The sequence below is a fragment of the Tardiphaga sp. P9-11 genome, from assembly GCF_008329525.1.
Lineage (GTDB): Bacteria > Pseudomonadota > Alphaproteobacteria > Rhizobiales > Xanthobacteraceae > Tardiphaga.
Genome location: NZ_NPKQ01000004.1, coordinates 463,518 through 486,271 on the forward strand (window position 1 = coordinate 463,518; position 22,754 = coordinate 486,271).

The 22,754-nt window shown below is 61.0% G+C and carries 23 protein-coding genes and 5 pseudogenes; 17 read left to right on the top strand and 11 right to left on the bottom strand.

What is annotated here, in order from left to right:
• The first annotated feature begins 114 nt into the window (after nucleotides 1-114).
• Nucleotides 115-606 (top strand): ester cyclase, encoded by a 492-nt coding sequence (locus tag CIW50_RS17605; RefSeq protein ID WP_246664315.1) that lies wholly within the window; start codon nucleotides 115-117, stop codon nucleotides 604-606.
• Between the two features lie 46 nt (nucleotides 607-652).
• On the opposite strand, the gene CIW50_RS17610 is transcribed toward CIW50_RS17605, so the two are convergent.
• The 4 genes from CIW50_RS17610 to CIW50_RS17620 all read right to left on the bottom strand — a co-directional run bounded on the left by CIW50_RS17610 (nucleotide 653) and on the right by CIW50_RS17620 (nucleotide 2,518).
• Complete coding sequence (locus CIW50_RS17610; protein WP_149532488.1) at nucleotides 653-1,327, bottom strand: nitroreductase; 675 nt, start codon at nucleotides 1,325-1,327, stop codon at nucleotides 653-655.
• Between the two features lie 591 nt (nucleotides 1,328-1,918).
• Nucleotides 1,919-2,089 (bottom strand): response regulator, encoded by a 171-nt coding sequence (locus tag CIW50_RS17615; RefSeq protein ID WP_246664316.1) that lies wholly within the window; start codon nucleotides 2,087-2,089, stop codon nucleotides 1,919-1,921.
• A 15-nt stretch (nucleotides 2,090-2,104) separates the two neighbouring features.
• The gene (locus CIW50_RS29095; RefSeq protein WP_172980361.1) at nucleotides 2,105-2,269 is read right to left on the bottom strand and encodes a hypothetical protein; all 165 of its coding nucleotides are present in this window, start codon (nucleotides 2,267-2,269) and stop codon (nucleotides 2,105-2,107) included.
• Between the two features lie 57 nt (nucleotides 2,270-2,326).
• Nucleotides 2,327-2,518, bottom strand: a complete 192-nt coding sequence (locus CIW50_RS17620) for a hypothetical protein (RefSeq protein WP_149532489.1) — start codon at nucleotides 2,516-2,518, stop codon at nucleotides 2,327-2,329.
• A gap of 167 nt (nucleotides 2,519-2,685) precedes the next feature.
• Between CIW50_RS17620 and CIW50_RS17625 the strand changes: the two genes are divergently transcribed.
• Nucleotides 2,686-3,483, top strand: a complete 798-nt coding sequence (locus CIW50_RS17625) for a helix-turn-helix transcriptional regulator (protein WP_149532490.1) — start codon at nucleotides 2,686-2,688, stop codon at nucleotides 3,481-3,483.
• 115 nt (nucleotides 3,484-3,598) lie between these two features.
• Here the strand turns inward: CIW50_RS17625 and CIW50_RS17630 are convergent, their stop codons facing one another.
• The 5 genes from CIW50_RS17630 to CIW50_RS17645 all read right to left on the bottom strand — a co-directional run bounded on the left by CIW50_RS17630 (nucleotide 3,599) and on the right by CIW50_RS17645 (nucleotide 6,947).
• The gene (locus CIW50_RS17630; protein WP_246664317.1) at nucleotides 3,599-4,387 is read right to left on the bottom strand and encodes a lysozyme family protein; all 789 of its coding nucleotides are present in this window, start codon (nucleotides 4,385-4,387) and stop codon (nucleotides 3,599-3,601) included.
• A 16-nt stretch (nucleotides 4,388-4,403) separates the two neighbouring features.
• Nucleotides 4,404-4,580, bottom strand: a complete 177-nt coding sequence (locus CIW50_RS29100; protein ID WP_158005736.1) for a hypothetical protein — start codon at nucleotides 4,578-4,580, stop codon at nucleotides 4,404-4,406.
• Between the two features lie 205 nt (nucleotides 4,581-4,785).
• Nucleotides 4,786-5,337 (bottom strand): lipid-binding SYLF domain-containing protein, encoded by a 552-nt coding sequence (locus CIW50_RS17635; RefSeq protein WP_246664318.1) that lies wholly within the window; start codon nucleotides 5,335-5,337, stop codon nucleotides 4,786-4,788.
• Nucleotides 5,338-5,475: 138 nt separating this feature from the next.
• Entirely contained in the window at nucleotides 5,476-6,186 is a 711-nt protein-coding gene (locus CIW50_RS17640; RefSeq protein WP_149532491.1) for a hypothetical protein, read from the bottom strand.
• A gap of 26 nt (nucleotides 6,187-6,212) precedes the next feature.
• Nucleotides 6,213-6,947 carry a helix-turn-helix domain-containing protein gene (locus CIW50_RS17645; RefSeq protein WP_149532492.1) on the bottom strand — a complete coding sequence of 245 codons (735 nt, stop codon included), beginning with the start codon at nucleotides 6,945-6,947 and terminating at the stop codon, nucleotides 6,213-6,215.
• A gap of 727 nt (nucleotides 6,948-7,674) precedes the next feature.
• On the opposite strand from CIW50_RS17645, the pseudogene CIW50_RS17650 reads away from it, so the two are divergent.
• Nucleotides 7,675-7,842 (top strand): annotated as a pseudogene (locus tag CIW50_RS17650) (transposase); the annotation flags it as partial.
• 292 nt (nucleotides 7,843-8,134) lie between these two features.
• Here the strand turns inward: CIW50_RS17650 and CIW50_RS17655 are convergent.
• Nucleotides 8,135-8,860 carry a LysR substrate-binding domain-containing protein gene (locus tag CIW50_RS17655; protein WP_246664319.1) on the bottom strand — a complete coding sequence of 242 codons (726 nt, stop codon included), beginning with the start codon at nucleotides 8,858-8,860 and terminating at the stop codon, nucleotides 8,135-8,137.
• A 36-nt stretch (nucleotides 8,861-8,896) separates the two neighbouring features.
• Nucleotides 8,897-9,028, bottom strand: a pseudogene (locus CIW50_RS29875) (LysR family transcriptional regulator); the annotation flags it as partial.
• A 105-nt stretch (nucleotides 9,029-9,133) separates the two neighbouring features.
• Between CIW50_RS29875 and CIW50_RS17660 the strand changes: the two are divergent.
• The 14 genes and pseudogenes from CIW50_RS17660 (at nucleotide 9,134) to CIW50_RS17720 (ending at nucleotide 22,684) form a co-directional block, all read left to right on the top strand.
• Nucleotides 9,134-10,294 (top strand): acyl-CoA dehydrogenase family protein, encoded by a 1,161-nt coding sequence (locus CIW50_RS17660; protein ID WP_149532494.1) that lies wholly within the window; start codon nucleotides 9,134-9,136, stop codon nucleotides 10,292-10,294.
• A gap of 1 nt (nucleotide 10,295) precedes the next feature.
• Nucleotides 10,296-12,368: an acetate--CoA ligase family protein gene (locus CIW50_RS17665; protein ID WP_149532495.1), complete on the top strand. Its 2,073-nt coding sequence runs from the start codon at nucleotides 10,296-10,298 to the stop codon at nucleotides 12,366-12,368.
• Nucleotides 12,369-12,382: 14 nt separating this feature from the next.
• Nucleotides 12,383-12,745, top strand: a complete 363-nt coding sequence (locus tag CIW50_RS17670) for a hypothetical protein (protein ID WP_149532496.1) — start codon at nucleotides 12,383-12,385, stop codon at nucleotides 12,743-12,745.
• A complete protein-coding gene (locus CIW50_RS17675) occupies nucleotides 12,742-13,584 on the top strand; it encodes an alpha/beta fold hydrolase (RefSeq protein ID WP_149532497.1) in 843 nt (280 codons plus the stop codon). The genes CIW50_RS17670 and CIW50_RS17675 overlap by 4 nt, the downstream gene beginning before the upstream one ends.
• A 68-nt stretch (nucleotides 13,585-13,652) precedes the next feature.
• On the top strand, nucleotides 13,653-14,849 hold the full coding sequence (locus tag CIW50_RS17680) for an ABC transporter substrate-binding protein (RefSeq protein ID WP_149532538.1): 1,197 nt from the start codon (nucleotides 13,653-13,655) through the stop codon (nucleotides 14,847-14,849).
• A 74-nt stretch (nucleotides 14,850-14,923) separates the two neighbouring features.
• Complete coding sequence (locus CIW50_RS17685; protein ID WP_149532498.1) at nucleotides 14,924-16,363, top strand: NAD-dependent succinate-semialdehyde dehydrogenase; 1,440 nt, start codon at nucleotides 14,924-14,926, stop codon at nucleotides 16,361-16,363.
• A 67-nt stretch (nucleotides 16,364-16,430) separates the two neighbouring features.
• Nucleotides 16,431-16,562: pseudogene (locus CIW50_RS17690) on the top strand (ABC transporter ATP-binding protein); the annotation flags it as partial.
• Nucleotides 16,563-16,679: 117 nt separating this feature from the next.
• Entirely contained in the window at nucleotides 16,680-16,943 is a 264-nt protein-coding gene (locus tag CIW50_RS17695; protein WP_149532499.1) for a ribbon-helix-helix domain-containing protein, read from the top strand.
• Nucleotides 16,944-17,116: 173 nt separating this feature from the next.
• Nucleotides 17,117-17,797, top strand: coding sequence for a substrate-binding domain-containing protein (locus CIW50_RS17700; protein ID WP_172980362.1), 681 nt, complete (start codon nucleotides 17,117-17,119; stop codon nucleotides 17,795-17,797).
• Between the two features lie 436 nt (nucleotides 17,798-18,233).
• Nucleotides 18,234-19,175: an ABC transporter permease gene (locus tag CIW50_RS17705; protein ID WP_149532539.1), complete on the top strand. Its 942-nt coding sequence runs from the start codon at nucleotides 18,234-18,236 to the stop codon at nucleotides 19,173-19,175.
• 59 nt (nucleotides 19,176-19,234) lie between these two features.
• Complete coding sequence (locus tag CIW50_RS17710; protein ID WP_149532501.1) at nucleotides 19,235-20,098, top strand: ABC transporter permease; 864 nt, start codon at nucleotides 19,235-19,237, stop codon at nucleotides 20,096-20,098.
• An 8-nt stretch (nucleotides 20,099-20,106) separates the two neighbouring features.
• Nucleotides 20,107-20,847, top strand: a pseudogene (locus CIW50_RS29535) (ABC transporter ATP-binding protein); the annotation flags it as partial.
• A gap of 63 nt (nucleotides 20,848-20,910) precedes the next feature.
• Nucleotides 20,911-21,747, top strand: a pseudogene (locus tag CIW50_RS17715) (gamma-glutamyltransferase); the annotation flags it as partial.
• Between the two features lie 70 nt (nucleotides 21,748-21,817).
• Entirely contained in the window at nucleotides 21,818-22,684 is an 867-nt protein-coding gene (locus CIW50_RS17720; protein ID WP_172980363.1) for an ABC transporter substrate-binding protein, read from the top strand.
• Nucleotides 22,685-22,754 lie beyond the last annotated feature (70 nt).

Genomic DNA, 22,754 nt, shown 5'->3' on the forward strand with positions numbered 1-22,754 from the left:
CGCGCATGGCAAAGACCCATCGCAGCACTGGCATGGGCCATGCCAGGGCCTTGTGCTGGCAGCATCTCCATTGCCAGTATTCCCCTTCAATTCCATTAGGCCAGGCTGAGGACGATGACCAGACACAGCGACCATGTCGAGAAACCGATGACGTTCGACGGAGTGACGCTTACGCCGCAGAAGGAGGTCGTTCGCGCCTTCTACAAGGACATGTGGGACCATGCGGATCTGAGTTTGATCCCTGAGATATTCCATGAGGATTTCACCTTCAGGGGATCGCTGGGACCGGTGCTGGTGGGACATGGCCAGTTCGCCGATTACGTCCGCTGGGTCACCGGCGCATTGCAGAATTATACGACGGACATCCTTGACATGATCGAGGAGGGCCATCGCGTCGCCGGGAAGGTCTATTTCCATGGCGTTCAACGCGAAGCGATGTTCGGCAATCCGCCGACGGGAAAGCTTGTCGGCTGGCTCGGCGCACCGATCTTTACGTTCGACGGGCCGAAGGTCCGGGACCTCTGGGTGCTTGGCGACATTTACGGCTTGCTCGGACAGATCCGGAGCGACGGCGTGCAGAGCAACGAGTTTGCGACGTCCCGGTGAGACGAGCGAGCGGGGCACAATCGTCGACGCTCGCTTCGCCTGCTCATCACTTGAAGCCGACGAATATCGTGGCTTCCTCGACCGACTTGCGTTCGGATACCACGGCATTGGCCGGAAAGCTGTCATCCGGCCAGCCCAGCGCGATGCTTTTCATGATGACCTGATCGTCGGCAATCCCCGCATGTTCGCGGACCACCGGGGACTGCATGATGCCCTGGCTGTTGATCACCGCGCCAAGGCCACGCGACCAGGCGGCATTGACCAGCGCGGTCGCCACGGCGCCGCAATCGAACGGCGTATCGTCGCTGCCGTCCAGCACGCGGTCATAGGTCACGATCACGCAGACCGGCGCGTCGAACTGGCGGAAGCCGCGCAGCACCCAGTCCTGCCGCATCTCCTTGTCGTCGCGGGCTATCCCCATGGCCGAGAACAACTGCTTGGCGACGCCGACCTGGCGGTCGCGGTGATGACCCGCAAAAGCCTGCCCGGTGCGAAACTCCCGCGACTGCGGAATGCCTGCGATCATCCGCTCGGTATTGCCGGCACGAATGCGATTCAGCGGCTCGCCGGTGATGACATAGAAATTCCATGGCTGGGTGTTCATCGACGACGGCGCGCGCATCGCCAGCGCGATGACTTCCTCGATCAGCTTCTGGGGCACCGGATCGGGCTTGTAACCGCGAATGCTGCGGCGGCCGAGAATGACGTCATCGAACTTCATGGGCGTAGGGCTCCCTGGGGCGTTTATGCTTGGCAGGGATATTCGGGGTTTCCGCTGGCGGGTGCAATACGGAGGTGAAACCGTAGGGCGGAATAGCGACCTGTCCGCCGCAGCTCGCAGAGCGAAGGCGGAAGCGTATTCCGTCGGCTGTCCGCGATGCGTCCGCCCATTCTTGCTCCCGTTCGACTAGTCGCACGACATGCATATCGCCTCGGGCGTGGAATTCCCGGTCGCGGTGCGTGACGTCCGTTCGCAGACGATCGCGGCGACGACATGCACGAATAGAAATGCGACGGCGATGGCCCAAAGCCAGCCCATTTCCTCTTGGGGCCGGGATCGAGGCGTCGATCTTGTTTGCGTCGTCCTGTTGGTCACGATCATTCTCGGTCTGCGGAATTTTGCTGAAGGTCACTGGTGCGCAAGAACGCGTACTGACGCAGGACGCGACATGCCTGGCGGCGGCGCGACGCATGCAGCGCGGACACGATGACAGCGATCATGCCTCGCTTTTTTGGATGCACGAGACGATCGGAAACCTGAGAGGCTGTTTCGGATGAATGCGAAACGGTGCTCATTTTCGATCTCTCTTGGCTAGAAGAATCCGGCGCTGAGGTCCAACCCGTGGGTCAGCGACAGCAGCCACACGAACAGGACGGCGCCGGTGAGCAACGCGATCTGCCTGAGCAGACCTGCCCGCAGTGACGATGTGGGGAATGCCCGGATAAAGGCGTTTGCAATGGCGGCGGTCGCGCGAGCCCGCATGGAGATATCCTGTGACTATTGGCTGGGCGATATCGCGCGCCGCGCGTCGCGTACGAGATCGCGGCGCTGCTGACGGCGTCTGCGCGCTTCTTCGATGTCCCAGAACACCCGGACAAAACACGTCGCAAGGCAGACGCACATCACGATGAGCCAAAATGCCTGATCGCTGGCGGTCTGCATCGGGGAATGTCCATGCGATGAAATGTTAGAGCGAAGGGAAGGCGCGGAACGGCGCGATCAGGGAATATTGACGGCCGGCATCGGACCCGTCGGCAGGATCGGGGACTTGGCCGGTGGTGGCGAGGCGAGCGCGGCGAGTGCCAGCAAACCGGCGCACGACAAGACAATGAAAGTGCCGAGGCGCCACCGAACGTATGTCCGGTCGTCGTCGCGCGGCACAAGCCGGCGCGCGCCCGTTGCTGTGCGCATCGTCAATCTCCGAAGAATGTGATGGTGAGAAGAGCAGTCTTCCCGAAACCCGCAGTCAGTATCGCGCCGCTTGACGCGGCCGGGTACTACCTAGAAAGGTAGTCCGGTGTCCTTTCTGGTCACGCGCAGGGGTCGATGACCCGCACACTCTTGTCGGGACAGCGGGCATGCATCCACCCACGGATTCCAGCGATCCGGAGCTTCAGGCTGTCTACGCCCTCTGGGATCGGCTGGCCGAATTCTCGGTCGGCGACAGCGATGCCGCGCTCACACACATGATGGTCGCCCTGTGCACCATGTTGTCGGCCAGCAACGTGCTGTGGTCCGTGGTCGTGCGCCTGCCGTCGCCCAAGCGGGCCGATCCCTTGCTCGGCTGGCGTCCGCGCCTGGTCCGGCTACTGCACCCGACACCCGCGGTGGCCGCCTCCGTGCAGCAGCAATTCGACAAGCTTTGGTCCAGCAATCTCGACCTGTCCCAGATCCTCTCCGCATCGGGCGACGAGCCGTTTCGTGTTCGCCTGCTGTTCGACGCGCTGCCGCCGGAATGGTTTAAGGGCGAGCACTATCGGCGGCACTATCTGGATGTCGGCCTCGCCGACAGCATCTCCGTGCGCATTGCGCTCAATGACGATGTGCGGATTCGCCTGTTCGTGTTTCGCGATACGCAGTCGCCCCGCTTCACCGCGATGGACGGCGAGCGTCTGGGTTTTGTGATGCGGGGATTGCGCTGGTTTCACCGCCAGCAACTGCTCGGCCACGGCCTGCTGATCGCCAACGCGCCGCTGACGCCGACCGAACGCAAGGTGTTGCTCGCGCTGCTCGACGGGCAGATGGAAAAGCAGATCGCGCAGCGGCTCGACCAGAGCCCGAACACCACGCATTTCCACGTCAAGTCGATCTACGGCAAGTTCGGCGTCCGCAATCGCGCGGCGTTGGCGGCGTTGTGGCTGGGGAAGTTGCGATAACGGGTACGGGATCGGGCTTGTAGCCGCGAATGCTGCGGCGGGAGAGAATGACGTCGTCGACGTGCGGGCAGGGGTGTTCGATCAATCGGGATGGACCTCGCATTCGGTCTCCGGCTCATTCAGCCGCCATCTGCAGGAACTTGCGCTTCAGGGCGTTGACCCTGGCGACGTAACCCGCAACGGAATGGTCGCCGCATCGCTCATTGGCCGTCATCTGGAAGCGACGGCGCGCATAGGCAGTGGCGGGACCACCGCCGCAGAGATGGATGAAGGCGGCGAGATCCTGCACCTGTTGCGGGGTCGGCGTCACACCGCCGGCGCGCGCGAGGACGGCGGCGACATTGCGGTCCAGATAGATCGATGCGAGCTCGGTGGCATGGCTCGGAATGGCGCGAATATAGGGGCCGAAGCCGCAGCCCGTCTCCTGAACTGCGTTCGCCCGGATGCAGAACCGCGAAACTTCAGCATAGGCAGGATCGGTCATTTGAAAGAGACCGACGGCGCTGGATGCGGGCCGGTAGATCGCGAACGGATTGAAGCTGAACCGCCAGCGCCAATAGGTGCGGTCCAGGGGATTGCCGGAGCTCTCGACCTGCGCCAGCGCTGCCAGCAATTCGGGCGTGATCGACCGTGTCGAAAAGGCGCGAAACAGCGGCCCGTAATGCTGCCACGTCTCGGCCGGCTCCTTGTCCAGCCTGTGGCCGACAAAGAAGAACAATTCCGTCGGTTTGTGGATCACGTGATAGATGAGGTTGGACAGTACGAGGGTGACAAGCACGATTGCGATGGCGCCAGTGATTTGAATGGCGCGCGGCAGTTTCCCGAACTTCCGGTGCGCCGAGCGCAGGCTGCGCCGCCAGTTGCGACGGCGTTTGGCGCTGAAGATGAACGGGACCTTCGTCATGGCTGATGGCAGCGCGCTAATCCGCCTGCGGCTGGCTGATGCCGAGCTTCTTGACGCGGGTGCGGACTGATAGCGGTGACCGCTTCAACCGGATCGCGATCTCGTTGACGCTGCGCCCGACCGACAATTGCCGCCGCAACTCTTCGTCCTGCTGTGAGGTCCAGACGGCGTCGGATTTCTGGCTTAGTTTCATGAGGACTTATAATAGTCTGTAGCCCGGATGAAGCCAACGGGGCGCGCGTTACGCGCCCGATGATAAACACCGCGCAATCCGGGTGCTGCATACGATCATCCGATCGATCCCGGATTACGCTGCGCTATCCGCCCTACGCTTGCTGATGACGCTTGCTGGTTGGATGTCGCAGTGAAGGCCAACGCATTGATGTTGGTGCATCCGATTACTGGTTCTGGATGGAGACGCTCATTCCGCTCAGGTCGAAATCGAACTGGAGGCCCAGTTGCTCGCCTTCCAGCGTCAGGACCACGCCCTTGGCGTTGCGCATCTGGATGGCGCGCCTGCCTGCACCGATCGCGACACCTGCACCGAGCGCCGTATAAATGCCTTCGATGTCCGAAGCCTGATGCATATTCTGCGCCGCGCCGACCAGATCGGTCGAGGAGCCCCCAAACGTCAGGCCCGCGCTCACGCCGCCGATGCGAAACGGATACATCTCACCACGGAAACTGAGGATTCCGCTCCCTGCCTGTGCTCCGATGAACCATCCGGCCTTGAAGAACTTGAAGCGGACTTTGCCGGTGTCCGCGTGAGCGGGCAGCGACAGTGCGGCGGACAGCAGGGTTGCGACGGTGAGGCGAGCGAGGCAGCGAGCCATTGAAAAGCGCATATTGATATTCCGGTCATCGGGCTGCCGCGTGGCGGCACTGCGGCAACTAGATAGAGCATCGCAGGCCTCGTCAATGACGTAGGTCGACGCGCGGTCGCCTCCCAAGGGGCGCAACGTCCGACTCAACGAGTGGGGCGCAAGTGCGACCTGTCCGCCGTAGCTCGCAGAGCGAAGGCGGAAGCGTATTGCGCCGATACGACGATGGCGGGTTACGCTGCGCTAACCGGCCTACGCTTGCTCCTACTAGTCGATTGAGGTTGAGAACCGAAGGTTGTTTCGGCAACTCAAGTCTATGAAGGTCGGAAAATAACTCTCTCGCCGCGCACGATCCAGAAGTTCGATAGGGCAAAGTAAAACTCGAGTAACCATTATCTCGTCCTCCATCTTTCGTGCGAACAGGTCGAACCACAAGGTCTGAATGTGGGCGATGGAAAGCTTGTCGGCCATATGATAACGAAGATCGCCTACAATAGGGTAAGGCATATGCCACCCGTTATGCCGAGACGCGCGCGTTGGCATAATGTATCGCGATGAGAGCAGGTGAGGAAATCCGTTGATGCTGGCCCAATGGAGAAAGTGGGTCACGTCATCAGCGAGCGCGTTTGCAGTTTTTGGATTTAGAGGCCGTCCCGATGCTGAGCAACGCCCGTGGAGCAGGTCGTTCTGATATGCGATGACGGCGTCGTATGTGACAGTACGCCAATCGTGGAGTGTGAGGGCTGTCCATCGCGAAAAGTCCGCAAGGTGATACGCGATTGCTTTCAGGGTTGCGTGACGTGGGAAGTCTTTGAAATCCGAGCCCGGTCTGAAGATGCGGGCTGCGCGCTCGCGAAGATATCTGGAGTGCTCTGGCAAATAGCCGCCATGGTCGTCAAAGAGCACAGGAACGTGCGCCCAACGACCGAAGCCGCTTTGCTTGAGGAGCACCGGGTCTGGGATGAATACCTTCGCCATTTCTTATAGCTCGCAGCGGAACGCAATCATGTCGGATGTTCCGAAGTCGAATCTGGGGCAAGTTCCGCGGGCGCAGAGCGAGAGACGCGCTGCTCTTTCGCGGAATACCGTCCTCTCAGGCCGCGCCGCTGTGCTCCCATCTTTCGTCTGATGTGTAATGGAACGGCAGCGTCGACCTGGGTCGCGCGGAGAATGGCACCACCAAACTTGGGGTAATCACGAAATCTCGCGACGACTTGTACGCGATGATTTCGAATTGCTTCGATCAAGTCAAAGATGGGAATGTGCTTGCGGTTGGGCGCGTCGGCTAGCAACACACAGTCGTCAGCAATTTCGGTGTGTGGCGGCACATCTGGGATCAGTTCATCAACCCATGCTTCGATATCGCGTCGCCTGAACAGGTACCTGTGCTTCGGACCGTTCTTTCCACCAGGAATCCAAACAGGCAATTCAGCTGCGTCGCGCAGCTTCATTGCTATCTTACGACCAACTCCTAGTATCGGCGCAATGTCGGTGAACGAAACAGAATCTGCAAAGTCCTCTGCAAGTCGGGTCACATCTTGGCGTTGCACCCTGACAGGACTGCCCTTGCGTTTCTCTTCGCGTATCTTACCCTCGGCTTCGAGCAATGTTCGCAACGTGCCCGAGCGTACCCCAATTTCTGATGCAGCTTCCGACAAGGTCGATGTCGGTCGTTGTCTTTGGTTTTCCGTGAGCGAGGGGAAGATCTCGGCTCGCCAATTCCATTCGTCAGTTGGCAAGAAACGCTCCTCTTAGGACAAACCGTTGGAACTCGAGCGCGGTTTTTCGCTTCTGCGGATTACGGTATGAGTAGGAAAGGCTCTCACACCCATTGTTCGTGTAACGGTGCCCTCTTGCCGCGCGCCACCGTTCGTTGGACTGGGTCCAACGTGAGCTTGATGCAATGGGGACCGCGCCTTCGAGCTAACGAAGATACGTTCTCAGACGAGTGTGCCTGTTAGCTGCGGGGCAAGGGCGGCTCCGTCGTGTGGTGGATCAGTCACCGACAAGTAAGTCATAAGGAGCACGGTGTCCAGAATTTTTATGATATAAGTAATTGAAAACACGAAAGAATTCGATCTATTCGGGAGGCTTTCGATACAAGGTTTTGATCCTTCAAATCCAGTCTCTGCTTCGTCGTTAGAGGGATCGAAATCTTGAGGAGGCATGGCGAAGACGATCCAGTAGCTCCGATCCCAAGGATTCGATCCGTCCGAGGTCACAAACGACCACCGATCACCGACTGCGACGTTGCGCGTGCTGTTGGTATCGCGCCAGTCGGAGTATCGGCAGCATTCGGGCGACAACGACCTGCACAAGGTCTTGCGTTGTGATCGCGCTGCTCGTCGGCCTGCAGCGTCCGCCGATTGATAGCGAAGGCCATCCCCATGACGTGCCGGTCGCGTTGAGCTGCTGCCGGTTTGATGGACACCAAGTTTGGGTGTTTCATAAAGCCGGAGGTGTCTCATGGAGAGACGAAGGTTCAGTCGAGAGTTCAAGGTCGAGGCGGTCAGGCTCGTCAGGGAGCGTGGAGTATCAGTAGCGCAGGCCGGACGGGATCTGGACGTTCATGAGAACGTGTTGCGCAAATGGGTGAAGGAGTTCGGCTCTGACCCGGCGCAGGCCTTCCCCGGCCAACCGACGAGAGATTCAAGAAGAGCAACGACCTCGTCGCTGTGATCGTTCGCCCCGTCGTGCCTGGCGGCTTTCCGAAGGATCGCGTTGGAGCCGATGCGAAGGGGCCCCGCAACTAGTGTGCACAATGGTCGCGGAGGACCCGAAGGGAACTGCGACGTCATCTTGGCGGAGGGACGCGACGCGACGGCGGCCATGTCGCGGTCGCCGGAGACTGTTGGCTCGCCTCCGTTCCGGATTTGCTTCTCTGCCGACCGCGAGGCCCGAACCTGCGGTCGTCGGCCTCCGTCTCCTACGACGCCGCAGCGTGGGATTCGGCGATCTGCCCCTTGAGCCAATGGATGAAACTGCGTGCCTTACGGCCGAGGGGACGTTGTTTCGGCCAGGCGACATAGTGGGCCATCGGGCGCTCGAACGGCGCGTTGAACAGCGGCACCAACGTTCCGTCCTGGATCTCGTTGCGCAGTAGGAAGAGCTGACCGACCGCGACGCCGACGCCTTCGACCGCGGCCTGATAGGTCAGCACCGAACTCGGAAAACTGATGCCTTCGTTGGTCAGCAGGTCCGGCCGCTTGACCGCCATCAGCCAATCCGGCCAGTCGGTCCGGCGGTAGTGCGAATGCAGGAGCGGCACCTTCTTGAGGTCGTCGAGCTCGAAGAGCCGCCCGCTCTTGATGAGCTTGGGGCTGCAGACGGGCTGGATCATGTCCTTGAACAGCAGTTCGGTCTCGACGCCCGGCCAATTGCCGGCGCCGAATTGGACGGCGAGGTCGACCTTGTCCTTTTCGAAGTCGATCGGCGCGACCATGTTGCTGATGTTCAGCTTGATCTGCGGATAGGCGACGTAGAACGACGGCAACCGGTGGATCAGCCATTTGGCTGCGAAGGTGGTGTAGAGCCGGATCTTGAGCGGTTCGGCCTTGCCGGTCGCGGTGATGTTCGCGGTCGCGTTGTCGATAATCCGGAAGGCGGGTGCGATCTGGCGCTGGAATTCCTCACCCTCGGACGTGAGGCGCAATCCGTGCTTGTCGCGCTCGAACAACCGTACGCCCAGGAACCTCTCCAGGGTGTTGATCTGCCGGCTGATCGCCGGCTGGGTGACCCGGAGCTCTGCCGCCGCACTTGTGAAATTCAGATGCCGGGCGGCGACATCGAAGACGTGCAGTGGGTTCAAAGGAGGCAGCATGGATTGCCCATTACATTAAGTAATATCCCTATAACCGATGTTCAGTTGCCGGTCAAAGTCCTGGTTGGGAAACAGGGCGCACATCCCAGCAGGTGCGGCGGACACATGAATTTCGAACTCAACGAAGAACAGCAGGCGTTCGCGGACTCGGTCCGCCGCTTCGCCGAGTCCAACCTAAAGGACGGCGCGCTCGAGCGCGCGCATGATCCCCAATTCCCGCGCGATGTCGCCCGACTGCTCGGCAAGCAGGGTCTCATGGGCATCGCCTTCGACCCAGAGGACGGCGGTCAGGGTGGCACGCTTTTCGACAGCGTGATCGCCATCGAACAGATCGCCTCCGTGTGTCCCCGCAGCGCCGACGTGGTGCAGGCCGGCAACTTCGGTCCCATCCGCACCTTCGTGGAATACGCGACGCCGGAGCAGAAGGAGCGGTGGCTTCCCGATCTGCTTGCCGGCAACATCTGCATCAGCCTCGGCATGAGCGAACCCGACGCGGGATCCGCCGTCACCGAACTGAAGACCTCGGCGACACCGGACGGCGACGACTATCTCATCAACGGCAGCAAGGTGTTCGGCACCCACAGTCCGGATGCCGCGATCTATCTCGTCTACGTCCGGTTCGGGCCTGGCGTGAACGGCATCGGCTCCGTCATCATCGAACGGGAAGCGCCGGGCTTCACCATCGGCAAGCCGACGGCGTTCATGAGCGGCGAGCAGTGGAGCCAGCTCTATTTCGAGAACTGCCGCATCCCGGCAAAGAATGTGCTGCTGGGCCCGGGCGGGTTCAAGAAGCAGATCTCCGGCTTCAACGTGGAGCGTCTCGGCAATTCTTCGCGCGCCCTTGCGGTGGGCCGCTACGCCTTCAACCTCGCCCGGGAGCATGCGCTGATCCGGAAGCAGTTCGGTCGTCCGCTGTGCGAATTCCAGGGGCTGCAGTGGAAGTTCGCCGACATGGCGCTGAAGCTGGAGTCCGCGCAGATGCTGCTGTATCGCGCCGCCAGCGTTACCCAGGGCCTTCCGTCGCCATACCAGACGGCGATCGCCAAGCTCGCCTGCAACCAGGCCGGTTTCGATGTCGCCAACGAGGCCGTCCAGATCATGGGCGGTCTCGGCTACAGCCAGGAATCGCTCGCGGAATACTGCATGCGCCGGACCCGCGGCTGGATGATCGCCGGCGGCTCGACCGAGATCCTCAAGAACCGTATCGCGGAGGACGTGTTCGAACGCCGCTTCGACCAACGTGGACAGGCAACACGTGCAAGCTGACATGAAAAGACCGTCGCTCGGACAGGCGCTGCTCGCCCCGCGCAGCATCGCGCTCGTCGGCGCGTCCGACGATGTCTCGAAGACCTCGGCGCGTCCGCTGCAGTATCTGCGGAGCGCCGGATACGAAGGCACGATCTATCCGATCAATCCGCGTCGCGCGACGGTCCTGGGCGAACAGGCATGGCCGTCGCTGGCCGACCTGCCGTCGGTGCCGGACCACGCCTTCATCCTGACGCCCACCGAGGGAGTGATGGAAGCCGCTTCCGAATGCGCGCGCCTTGGCGTGCCGGTGGCGACGATCCTGGCGTCTGGTTTCTCGGAAGGCGGCGAAGAGGGACTGAGGCTGGTCGCCGAGCTGCAGAAGCTCTGCGCGGAGACCGGGCTGCGGATTCTCGGACCATCCAGCCTCGGCGCCATCAACTTGCGCCATAAGACCATCATCACGGCCAACGCCGCGTTCGCCGAGCCCGACCTGCCGACCGGCGGCATCTTCGTCGCCTCGCACAGCGGAAGCCTTCTCGGCGCCCTCATCTCGCGCGGCAAGACCCGCAATGTCGGCTTCGCTGGACTGGTTTCGGTCGGCAACGAGATCGATCTCAGCCTCGGCGAGATCTGTTCGGCGACGCTCAATGATCCCGAGATCACGGGCTACATGCTGTTTCTGGAAAGCATCCGTCACGCCCAGGACCTGCGCACCTTCGCGATCGCCGCGGCCGAACGTGGCAAGCCGGTGGTCGCCTACAAGCTCGGCCGTTCCGCCGCCGCCGCCGAACTCGCGCTGTCGCACACCGGCGCCCTTGCCGGCGAAGACGACGTCGCCGCCGCCTTCCTGGCCGACTGCGGCATCGCGCGCGTGTTCAATTTCGAGACGCTCCTCGAATCCCTGCCGCTGCTGCAGCGCATGCCCGCGCGTGCAGCAGGAGCTCGCAGCAAGCGCGTCGGCGTCGTCACGACGACCGGGGGAGGAGCGGCCATGGTCGTGGACGAGCTGTCGGTGCGCGGTATCGACGTCGTGAAGCCGAGCGACGAGACGTTCGCGCGTCTCGCCGCGGCGGGCGTCAAGGCCAACCATGAGCGCATCACGGACCTCACGCTGGCCGGCACGCGCTACGACGTGATGAAGGCCGCGCTGGACACCATGCTGTCCGCACCGGAATTCGACGTCGTGGTCGCGGTGATCGGCTCGTCGGCGCGGTTCAAGCCGGAGCTTGCGGTCAAGCCCGCCATCGATAGCGCGGCTTCTTCGAAGCCCTTGGTCACGTTCCTGGTGCCGGACGCTCCAGATGCGCTCGCCATGCTCACGGCCGCAGGCGTGCCCAACTTCCGGACTCCGGAATCCTGCGCCGACGCGGTCGCCGCCGCGCTGCTGCGGCGGCGGCCGGTGGCGGCACCGACCACGCGGCACGATACGGCGGTCGCGGCGACCCGGCAGTTGGACGAACTCGCGGCCTACGAGCTGTTCGAGAAGGTGGGTGTCCCGCACGCGCCGACCGTAGCCGTCGCCGTGGATGCGGCCTCCGTCACGTTGCCCTTCGCATATCCGGTTGCAGTGAAGCTGCTTTCAGAGGAGATCGCGCACAAGACCGAGGTGGGCGGCGTCGTCCTCAACGTCCAGAGCGAAGCCGAGTTGAAGAAGGCCATGCGCAAGATCGCCGACAATGTGGGGACGCACCGGCCCGATGCGGACGTCTCCCGGGTGCTCGTACAGCCGATGACTTCGGGCCTCGGCGAGATGCTGCTCGGCTACCGCGTCGATCCGGAGGCCGGCCCGATGGTCCTTCTCGCCGCCGGTGGCATCTACACGGAAATCTACAGGGACCGCAGCATCCGGCTGGCGCCTGTCGACGTGGACGGGGCCCGTAGCATGATCTCCGAGTTGTCGATCACGAAGGTCTTCCAGGGGTTCCGGAACAAGCCGCACGGCGACCTGGAGGCGCTGGCGCATGCCATCGTCGCGATGTCGCAGCTTGCGCATGAGAGCACGGTCGTGGTGGATGCCGAAATCAATCCACTGATCATAAATCGGGCGGGCGAGGGCGTCGTCGCGGTTGACGCGCTGATCGCAATAGCCTGAAGGGAGAGGACGCCATGATCGAAGACCTGATGAACAAGGTCAATGCCGACGAGACGCTGGTGAAACGAGGTCGATGGCTGTCGACCACCTTCCTGCTCGAAGTCGGAACCACCGCCTGGTTGATCGGCATCGCCGAGGGCAGGATCGCCTCGATCGTGAAGGGGCCGTTCGTGATGCCGTCGTGGACCTTCGCGCTGCGCGCGTCGGAGGAGGAGTGGACGAAATTCTGGAGTCCGCCGCGGCCCGGCTCGCATGATCTCATGGCGCTGATCAAGCGTCGCGTTCTGACAGCCGAGGGCGACCTCCAGCCGTTCATGGCTAACCTCCGGTACTTCAAGGAAGCGCTCGTCAAGCTACGCAAGGGAGAGGCCGCATGAGCCCCCGTTTCGAACCCGTCATCGGCCGCTATCTCCACCTCGAGCTGTTCGGCCGCGAGCACCGCATCTACGTGGAGGAGGCCGGCAGGGGCACTCCGCTGCTTTGTCTCCACACCGCCGGAGCCGACGGCCGCCAATATCGCGGGTTGATGAACGACGAGCGCGTGACGTCGAAGCACCGCGTCATCGCCTTCGACATGCCGTGGCACGGCAAGTCGTCGCCGCCGGTCGGCTGGCACAACGAGGAATACCAGCTCACCTCGGCCCAGTTCACGACGATGATCCTCGAAGTCATGACCGCGCTCGAGCTCGACAAGCCGATCGTGATGGGCTGCTCGATCGGGGGCCGCATCGTCCTGCATCTGGCGCTGGAGCATCCAGAACGTTTCCGCGCCATCATCGGCCTGCAGGCCGGCGCCCACGTCGACCCGTACTACGACCTCAACTTCCTGCACCGGCCGGACGTTCATGGCGGCGAGACCTGCGCCGCGATCGTCTCCGGACTGGTCGGACCGGACGCCTCGGACGCGCACCGTTGGGAGACCCTGTGGCACTACATGCAGGGCGGTCCCGGCGTATTCAAGGGCGACCTCTATTTCTACAAGCTCGACGGCGACATCCGTTCGCGGGTGGCGCAGATCGACACTTCCAAGTGTCCGCTCTTCCTGCTTTCGGGCGAGTACGATTACTCATGCACGCCCGAGGAGACGCTCGCCGTCGCCAACAGCGTCAAGGGAAGCCACGTCATCATCATGAAGGATCTCGGACACTTCCCCATGAGCGAAGACCCCGAGAAATTTGTGGGGCATCTGCTGCCGGTGCTCGAAAAGATCGACTGAACCAAACGTAAAAACAAACGGAAAAGGGGAAACGCGTGAAGATCAAAGAGCTGCTGGTGACGGCCGCGATGCTGTCGTTCGTGTCGTCGTCGCTGACGACGCCCGCTTCGGCGGAGATTTCGAACGGCACCGTCAAGATCGGTGTGCTGACCGACATGTCGGGTCCGTACGCGGACAATGTCGGCGCCGGCTCGGTGCTCGCCGCGAAAATGGCGGTGGAGGATTACGGCGGCAAGGTCGCGGGAATGCCGATCGAGGTGATTTCGGCGGATCACCAAAACAAGGCGGACATCGGCCTCGCGATCGCACGTAAGTGGTACGACACCGAGGGCGTCGATACGATCACTGAGGTGGTCTCCTCCGGCGTCGCGCTCGCCGTGCAGCAGTTGTCGCGCGAGAAGGACAAAGTTTTCCTCGCGACCGGTCCGGGCACGCCGGATCTCACGGGCAAGGCCTGCTCGCCGAACGGCGTCCATTGGGCGTACGACAACTACGCGCTCGCGAACGTCGCGACCGCGCCGCTGGTGCAGAAGGGGCTCAAAAGCTGGTACTTCCTGACCGCGGACTACAGTTTCGGCCAGGCGCTGGAATCGGAGGCGGCCAAGGTGGTCACGGCGAACGGCGGCACCGTGCTGGGTTCGTCCAGGCATCCTTTGAATTCATCGGACTTCTCGTCTTACCTGCTTCAGGCCCAGGCCTCCAAGGCGCAGGTGGTCGGCCTGGCCAACGCTGGCGCCGACATGATGACGGCGCTGAAGCAGGCCAACGAGTTCGGTCTCACCGCGGGCGGCCAGAGCATCGCCGCGCTACTCGTCAATCTCCCGGACATCCACGCGCTCGGCCTCGCGAGCGCCAAGGGGCTGATCTTCGCCGACAGCTTCTATTGGGACGCGAACGACAAGACCCGCGAATGGAGCAAGCGCTTCATGGCTCGCTTCAACGGCAAAGCGCCGGGCAGCCTCCAGGCGGCGGTCTACGGGGCAGTCACGCACTATCTCAAGGCGGTCGAAGCCACCAAGAGCGACGCCGGTTCGGTGGTCGTTCCGGAGATGAAGAAGCTGCCGATCAACGATTTTTACACCACCAACGCCTCGATCCGGGAAGACGGCCGGGCGATCCGCGACATGTACCTGCTGCAGGTCAAGGACCCGAAGGAATCGAAGTATCCGTGGGACTACTACAAGATCCTCGACACCGTTCCCGGCGACAAGGCCTTCCGCCCCCTCAAGGACGGCAACTGTCCCCTCGTCAGCGCCGCCAAGTAGCGGCTCTTCGACAACTGCAACAGACCACGGGTACGGCGTCGCCAGTGCCCGCCGCTTCGGATGGAGGACGCATCATGGTCGATTATCCAGCGCTCAAGCTTTTCATCGACGGCAACTGGCGCGCAGGCGAGGGCCGCGACACCGGGGCTGTGCTCAATCCGGCGACGGGCCTCGTCCTCGGAGAGTTGCCGCATGCCAGCGAAGCCGATCTCGACGAGGCGTTGGCGTCTTCGGCGCGCGCCCACGAACAGTGGCGCAAGATGTCGGCCGTCGATCGCGGCCGCATCCTGCAACGCGCATCCGCGCTGATCCTCGAGCGGGCCGAGCATATCGCCGGCCTGATCACGCTGGAACTGGGTAAGCCGATCGCGGAGTCCCGCGGCGAGGTCGAGACGGCCGCCGGCATGTTCGTATGGAACGCGGAGGAGGGCCGCCGCGCCTACGGCCGTGTCATCCCGTCGCGCAACCGCGCGGTCCAGCAGATCGCCGTCCGCGAGCCGCTTGGACCTATCGCCGCCTTCGCGCCTTGGAACGCTCCGGCGATCACGCCTGCGCGGAAGATATCGAGCGCGTTAGCCGCGGGATGCTCCGTCATCATCAAGCCGGCCGAGGAGACGCCGGCCACCGCGCTCGCCATCGCCGCGGCGCTCATCGACGCGGGCCTTCCGCCCGGCGCGCTCAACATGGTGTTCGGCGATCCCGCGATGATATCGCGCAAGCTCTTGAATTCACCGATCACGCGCGGCCTGACCTTTACGGGCTCGACGCAGGTTGGCAAGCAACTCGGCGCACTGGCAGTGCAGACCATGAAGAAGATGACGCTCGAACTCGGCGGACATGCGCCGGTGCTTGTCTTCGGAGACGTCGATCCGGAAGCGGCCGCTGCCTCGGCAGTGAGCGCCAAGTTCCGCAACTCCGGCCAAGTGTGCATCTCTCCGACGCGCTTCTTCGTCCATGAGTCGATCCACGACCGCTTCGCGGCGAAGCTATCCGAGCTCGCGAACAAGATCGCGGTCGGAGACGGCTTCGAGGCGACCACCAAGATGGGTCCTCTGGCTCATGCGCGACGGATCGAGTCCATCGAGCGGTTCGTCGAAGATGCCCGCGCTCGGAACATCGCCGTCTCTGCCGGGGGAGAGCGCTGCGGCAACCAGGGCTTCTTCTACCGTCCGACGGTGCTGTCCAACGTGGACGAGGACTGCATGGCTTCGAACGTGGAGCCGTTCGGTCCGCTCGCCGCCACGGCGCCGTTCTCGTCCATGGACGATGCCGTCCGCCTCGCCAACCGGCTGCCTTTCGGTTTGGCCTCCTACGTGATGACCAACGACATGCGCAACGCGTCGGCCATCACCGAGGCGATCCAGAGCGGAAACGTCGTCGTGAACCACTGGCAGGCGTCGCAGCCCGAGACGCCGTTCGGCGGATATAAGGACTCCGGCATCGGATCAGAGGGCGGCATCGAAGGCCTGCAGGAATTCCAGACCATCAAGTACATCAGCCAGTTCGCGGCGTAGCGGACTCCGACGGGAAGAGGATCGGTGCCTTGTAGTCGGTCGGCGCAAGGGTCAAACGAGGCGGAACATGAAGCGCGACATCATTCTAGAGGCCCGCAGACTTACCAAGCAGTTCGCCGGATTCTCCGCCGTCAGCGGGGTGGACCTAAAGGTGCGCCGCGGGACGATCCATCCGCTGATCGGCCCCAATGGCCCGGGCCTCTGAGAAATCCCAAGCCTCTTAGAGCAGACGAACGTATCGTTGAAAGCCGATCTGTTATCAGGTTAGCTTTTCAGTCAACCTGCCATTGAGTGGGAAAAGCCAGGGAGCAATAATATGAAGTCTCCGGTAGCCAAGAGGTCCATTGTCATCGGCGGTCATAAGACCAGCGTAAGTTTGGAAGAAGCGTTTTGGAGCCGCATAAAAGAGATCGCAGGTGCGCGGAGCATTACGTTGTCGGATCTGGTAAGTGAGATCGATCGCAAGAGGGACCAAGGAAATCTGTCGTCGGCTATTCGACTTCAAGTTCTCGCGCATTATCGCGATCAGATGCCGCCGCCCAATCTGCCCGGCAGCCTTCTGGACGAATTCAGACGGTAGCCTCAGACTGCATTGACGGAACGTCACGCGACGACTTGGGCGATCCTTCGAGGGGGATACGTCAGATAGAAGCGAGCTCTAGATAAACGCGCATTCGTCGTTATCGCTGTATCGCTCGCAGTTGTCCTGCCGAACGGGATCTGTCGCGAAAGGGGGTGGATGTCTCTGGAACCGTGCGCATCGCCGCACCGGATGGTTTCGCGACATTCTTCCTGTGTTCGAGCCTGGCCAAATTGAAAAGCCAGCTTCCGTCCCTCAACATCCAGCTCGTCCCGATGTCGCGAAGCTTCTCCCTGTCTCGGCGGGAGGCCGACATCGCAGTGACAATCGAGAGACCAAGCAAGGGGCGAGTCTCGTTCAGGCGGCTCGTCGACTACTCGTTGCACTTCTATGCAGCCAGGGCCTATCTCAAGGATAGGGGGCGACCGTCGTCAGTGCCCGATCTCGCGCAGCATCATCTCGTGACATATGTTCAGGATCTGCTTTTCGCCGACCAGCTGAATTTCGTCCCCGAACTTTTCGGTCCGAACCACGTTCGTTTCGAATGTTCGACGGCGATCGGACAGATTGCTGCCGTACGGGCAGGAGCGGGCATCGGCATCCTTCACGACTATGCAGTGTTCGGTGAGACCGATATCGAACTCGTTCTACCGAAGCAGTCCTTCGAACGGAGCTACTGGCTTGTGACGCATGACGATCTCGTCGGGCTAAATCGCGTCCAGGTTGTGTCCGACTTTATCGGTTCGGAGATCAGCAGGAGGCAAGCAATCTTCCGAGCCCAAGCGCACGCAACTGTGCCCTCGGAAGATGCAGGAGTTTTGGACTACCGGATGGGCGCCGTGGCCGTTCTCTGAGACGCCAAATCCGTCGCTGATTGGCGCGCAACGTCAAGCCGCATGCTGACGATCGTCTTTTCATATGACGATGAATGATGAGCAAGAAAAACGATACGTCCTCGTTATCGGCTCCGACGGATGGTCGATCTGGGATAGGGTCACGAACCGCCAGACGCCGGACTCAATTCGTTTGCTCCGAATTGAGGCAGAACTTCTGTGTGGGTATCTGAACAGCTCCACGTGTGCTCACGGCGAGCGCGTTGTGCAGGACGAAAAATCCGGACTCCGCTACGGCCATTGATGCTGCATTGCGAGCCAGATGCACAAGGAACAGGCGCCGTCGAATATTGGCGCAGTTTGTCAATTCGGAGTCTTCCGCGCTCCCCTAGTCTCGATCGCGAAGCGCCAGCCTTGGGCGGCTTCCAAGCATTCGATTGATCCTGCCGAGGCCAAAATGCTGTCCTATGCCATCCGCCGCCTGCTTGCCACTATCCCAGTCATGGGGCTGGTTGCGCTGTTTGTGTTCAGCTTGTTGTATATCGCCCCCGGCGATCCAGCTGCGATCATTGCGGGAGATCAGGCAACGCCAGCCGACATTGAGAGGATACGGCTTAGTCTGGGTCTAGATCGACCATTTATCGTGCGATTTGCAGAATGGGTGTGGCAGTTGCTGCACGGCGATATGGGATCATCGATCTTCGCTGCGGTGCCTGTCACCAAAATGATCGGCCAGCGCATCGAGCCGACGCTTTCTCTGATGATTGTCACACTGATCCTCTCAATCACGATCGCAGTACCGCTCGGGGTCGTTGCCGCGTGGAAAGCGGGGACGTGGGTCGATCGCTTGGTAATGATTATCGCCGTGTTCGGGTTCTCGGTCCCCGTTTTCGTGGTTTCCTACATTCTTGCCTACTTCTTCGCGCTCGAACTCGATCTGTTGCCCGTGCAGGGATACACGCCGATATCTTCCGGCATCTGGCCTTGGTTTAGAAACCTGATATTGCCGTCGGTTGCGCTTGGATTTGTCTATATCGCGCTAATCGCTCGAATTACGCGAGCGACGATGCTGGAAATCCTTTCGCAGGATTACATGAAGACTGCGCGCGCGAAGGGGTTGAGCCAGACGTCCGTCCTATTCGTTCACGGCTTGAAGAACGCGGCGGTTCCCATCATCACCGTGATTGGGCTTGGTATCGCGTTGCTGATCGGGGGAGCCGTCGTAACTGAAAGTGTCTTCGTAATTCCGGGAATTGGCCGCCTGACCATCGATGCGATCCTGCGGCGTGACTACCCGGTTATCCAAGGCATCGTGCTCTTGTTTTCATTCATTTACGTCCTGATCAATCTCCTTGTTGATCTGGTTTACGCGCTCGTCGACCCGAGGATCCGATATTGATTTCCAGCACAAATGCCGTTTCACCGGCCATCGGCACGAGCTTCGCCGCCGCGCCGGAGATGCCCGCAATTCTCGTCCTTCGGAAGCAGCGCCGAGGTGCTGTCGGTTATTGCCAGAGGCATCCGACGATCGCCATCGGTGGGGCGTTGCTGTTCGTCATGGCAGCCTTAGCGGTCTTGGCGCCATATCTATTCACTGTTGATCCATCGACTCTTGCGCCTGCGAAGCGCGTGCGACCGCCGTCAGCTCTCAACTGGTTCGGCACCGACATGCTCGGACGCGATCTCTATTCGCGTGTTGTTTATGGTGCTCGCGTATCTCTTGTCGTTGGATTTTCCGTTGCACTTCTCGCGTCGACCATCGGCCTGCTTATTGGACTTGCCGCTGGTTTCGTCCGAGTGCTCGACGGTATCGTCATGAGAGTGATGGATGGCCTGATGTCCATACCACCCATCCTGCTCGCAATTGCGCTGATGGCGCTCACCCGAGGTTCAGTCGGCAACGTCATCATCGCGATCACCATCGCGGAAATTCCGCGCGTCGCCAGACTCGTACGAGGCGTCGTCCTCTCGCTGCGCGAGCTGCCTTATGTTGAAGGTGCCATCGCGAGCGGGACGCGCACACCAATGATCATTTGGAGGCACATCCTTCCGAATACGCTTGCGCCTCTGATTGTGCAGGCGACGTATATTTGTGCCTCCGCGATGATTACGGAAGCGATATTGTCATTCATTGGAGCCGGAACGCCTCCGATCGTGCCGTCCTGGGGCAACATCATGTCCGAGGGCCGGGCGCTGTGGCAGGTCAAGCCTTACATCGTGTTCTTCCCGGCTGTGTTTCTCTCCGTCACCGTTCTTGCGGTGAATCTTCTTGGCGACGGATTGCGCGATGCGCTCGACCCCCGCATGGCGCAGCGGCTGTGAGGTCTGGAATGTCCCTTCTCGAGATACGTAACCTTCAGACGCACTTCTTGACTCCAGACGGCATTAATAGAGCGGTTGATGGGGTGTCGTTCTCCGTCGAAGCGGGCGAGACGCTCGCTGTCGTCGGCGAGTCTGGCTGCGGGAAATCGGTCACCGCTAACTCGATCCTCCGGCTCATTCCAGAGCCGCCTGGCAAGATTGCGGGCGAGATCCTGTTCGAAGGCCGGAACTTGCTTGCGCTTTCGGACAAGCAGATGCGAGCCGTCCGTGGCAACGATATCGGTATGATCTTCCAAGAGCCGATGACGAGCCTCAATCCCGTGCTGACGATCGGAAAGCAGCTGGGTGAAACGCTCCGGCTGCATCAAGGGCTGTCTCGCGGCGACGCAGAAAAGCGCGGCATCGAGGTCATGAAGCTTGTCGGGATTCCAGAGCCTGAGCGTCGGATGCGCTCGTACCCGCACCAGCTGTCGGGCGGTATGCGTCAGCGGGTGATGATTGCAATCGCGCTGGCCTGTAATCCGAAGCTTTTGATTGCGGACGAGCCCACTACCGCGCTCGACGTAACCATTCAGGCGCAGATTCTCGATTTGATGCGGGATCTCAAGGTGCGCGTCGGTGCCGCCATCATTCTGATCACACACGACCTCGGAGTTGTGGCGGAAGTGGCTGATCGGGTCGTCGTCATGTATGCGGGGCGTAAGGTCGAGGAGGCGAGTGTTACGGATCTGTTCCGGACGCCGAGCCATTCGCTCGACGATTTCGCTGCACAGAGGTCCGACTACGTTACTCCGATCTCGGCTGGGTATCGTGGCGTCGAAGTTTTCGAGTGCCCGCCTAATGGTCAAGGGCTCGCCGCTCTCATTATTCTGAAGATTCTGGCGAAGTTCGATATGTCTTCGATGGAAGAGGCGGATCGAATTCACCTGCTCGCAGAAGCAACCAAGGCTGCCTATGCGCTGCGGGATGCGTACTTTTGCGATCCATCGTTCGGAGATCTGGATACCGAACGATACCTCGGTCAGGCGTTCATCGACGGACTTTGCGCAAAGATCGATATACGGAAAGCGTCATCAGGATCCGAATGGCATGATGTCGAACATCGCGACACCGTATACATAACAGTGGTCGATCGCGATCTTAACTCGGTGTCCCTGATAAATTCACTATTCTCTGCGTTCGGCAGTGGCATTTATGCGCCGAAGAGTGGCGTCTTGCTCCACAACCGGGGCTGGAGCTTCCGGGCATTCCCTGGCCACGCTAACTCCATCGGGCGTCGCAAGCGTCCACTACATACGATCATTCCCGGAATGGTCATGAAAGAAGGGCGCGTTCTCATGCCTTTCGGTGTGATGGGTGGCCACTATCAAGCGACGGGGCACGCCAATTTTCTATCGAACGTGTTTGATCGAAAGCTGGACATCCAGGCGGCTGCTGAAGCTGCTCGGTCGTTCGCGTTCGACGGGACGCTCGGTCTTGAGCCCACGATCTCAAGAGAGATCGCAGATGAGCTAGCTGGGCGCGGCCATGTCGTGAACTGGGCGGATGAGCCCATGGGCGGATGCCAGGCTGTTTTCATAGACCACGAGCGTGGTGTTCTTTTCGGTGCAAGTGATCACCGAAAGGATGGTCTCGCATTGGGCGTTTGAGAAAGACCGGTCTGAGTCACCGATGGTGACAGCGATAGCAACGAGGCCTCAAACAGTTGGAGAAACGATCGTGAAGCGAAGAGATTTCTTGAAAGCTGCGACGGCGGCGGTAGCGTTTACCATGGCTCCGAACATCGTCAGAGCCGCGGCAGCAACGACGCTCAAATTTGTTCCTTATGCTGATCTTGCGTTGCTGGACCCACTCGCTGCCGCTTTCGTTACCAGAAACCATGTCATGATGGTTTTCGATACGCTTTATGCCCTGGATGCCGAGGGACAGCCGCAGCCGCAGATGGCAGAAGGTCACACTGTCGATACCGACGGAAAGATCTGGCGCATTTCGCTTCGTGACGGATTGAAATTCCACGATGGATCGCCAGTTCTTTCGCGCGACGTGGTCGCGAGCCTGAAGCGGTGGGCCACCGCCGATGCTTTCGGTCAGGCTCTCATGGGCGCAACCGACGAGCTTTCCGCACCGTCCGACAAAATTGTCGAGTTCAGGCTAAAGAGGCCGTTCCCGCTGCTCCTGCATGCAGTCGCGAAGCCAACCAATCTTGTGGCCGCGATCATGCCAGAGCGTCTGGCAAACTTGCCGACGACACCTAGACTGACCGAAATGGTCGGGAGCGGCCCGTTTCAGTTCGTAGCAAACGAGAGAGTGCCAGGGGCAAGGAACGTTTATCGGAAATTCGGCGGATATGTACCTCGTGCCAACGGTACGCCAAGCTTTTGTGCCGGACCACGCGTCGCGAACTTCGACCAGGTTGAATGGCTGACCATGCCCGACTCGGCGACCCAGGCGTCTGCACTCTCGAGTGGAGAGGTCGATTGGGTCGAGCAGCCGCTTATGGACCTTATTCCATCGCTGCGGGCCAATAAGTGTCATTCGGCCTGCAATATTGACCCCGTAAGCCGGGGGATCGGCGTCCAAAATTGACCCCCTACCATTGGCCTGTTGCGCTGCCTGCTTCGTAACAGAGCAGGTGGTCGGAGATGCTGATCGTGGA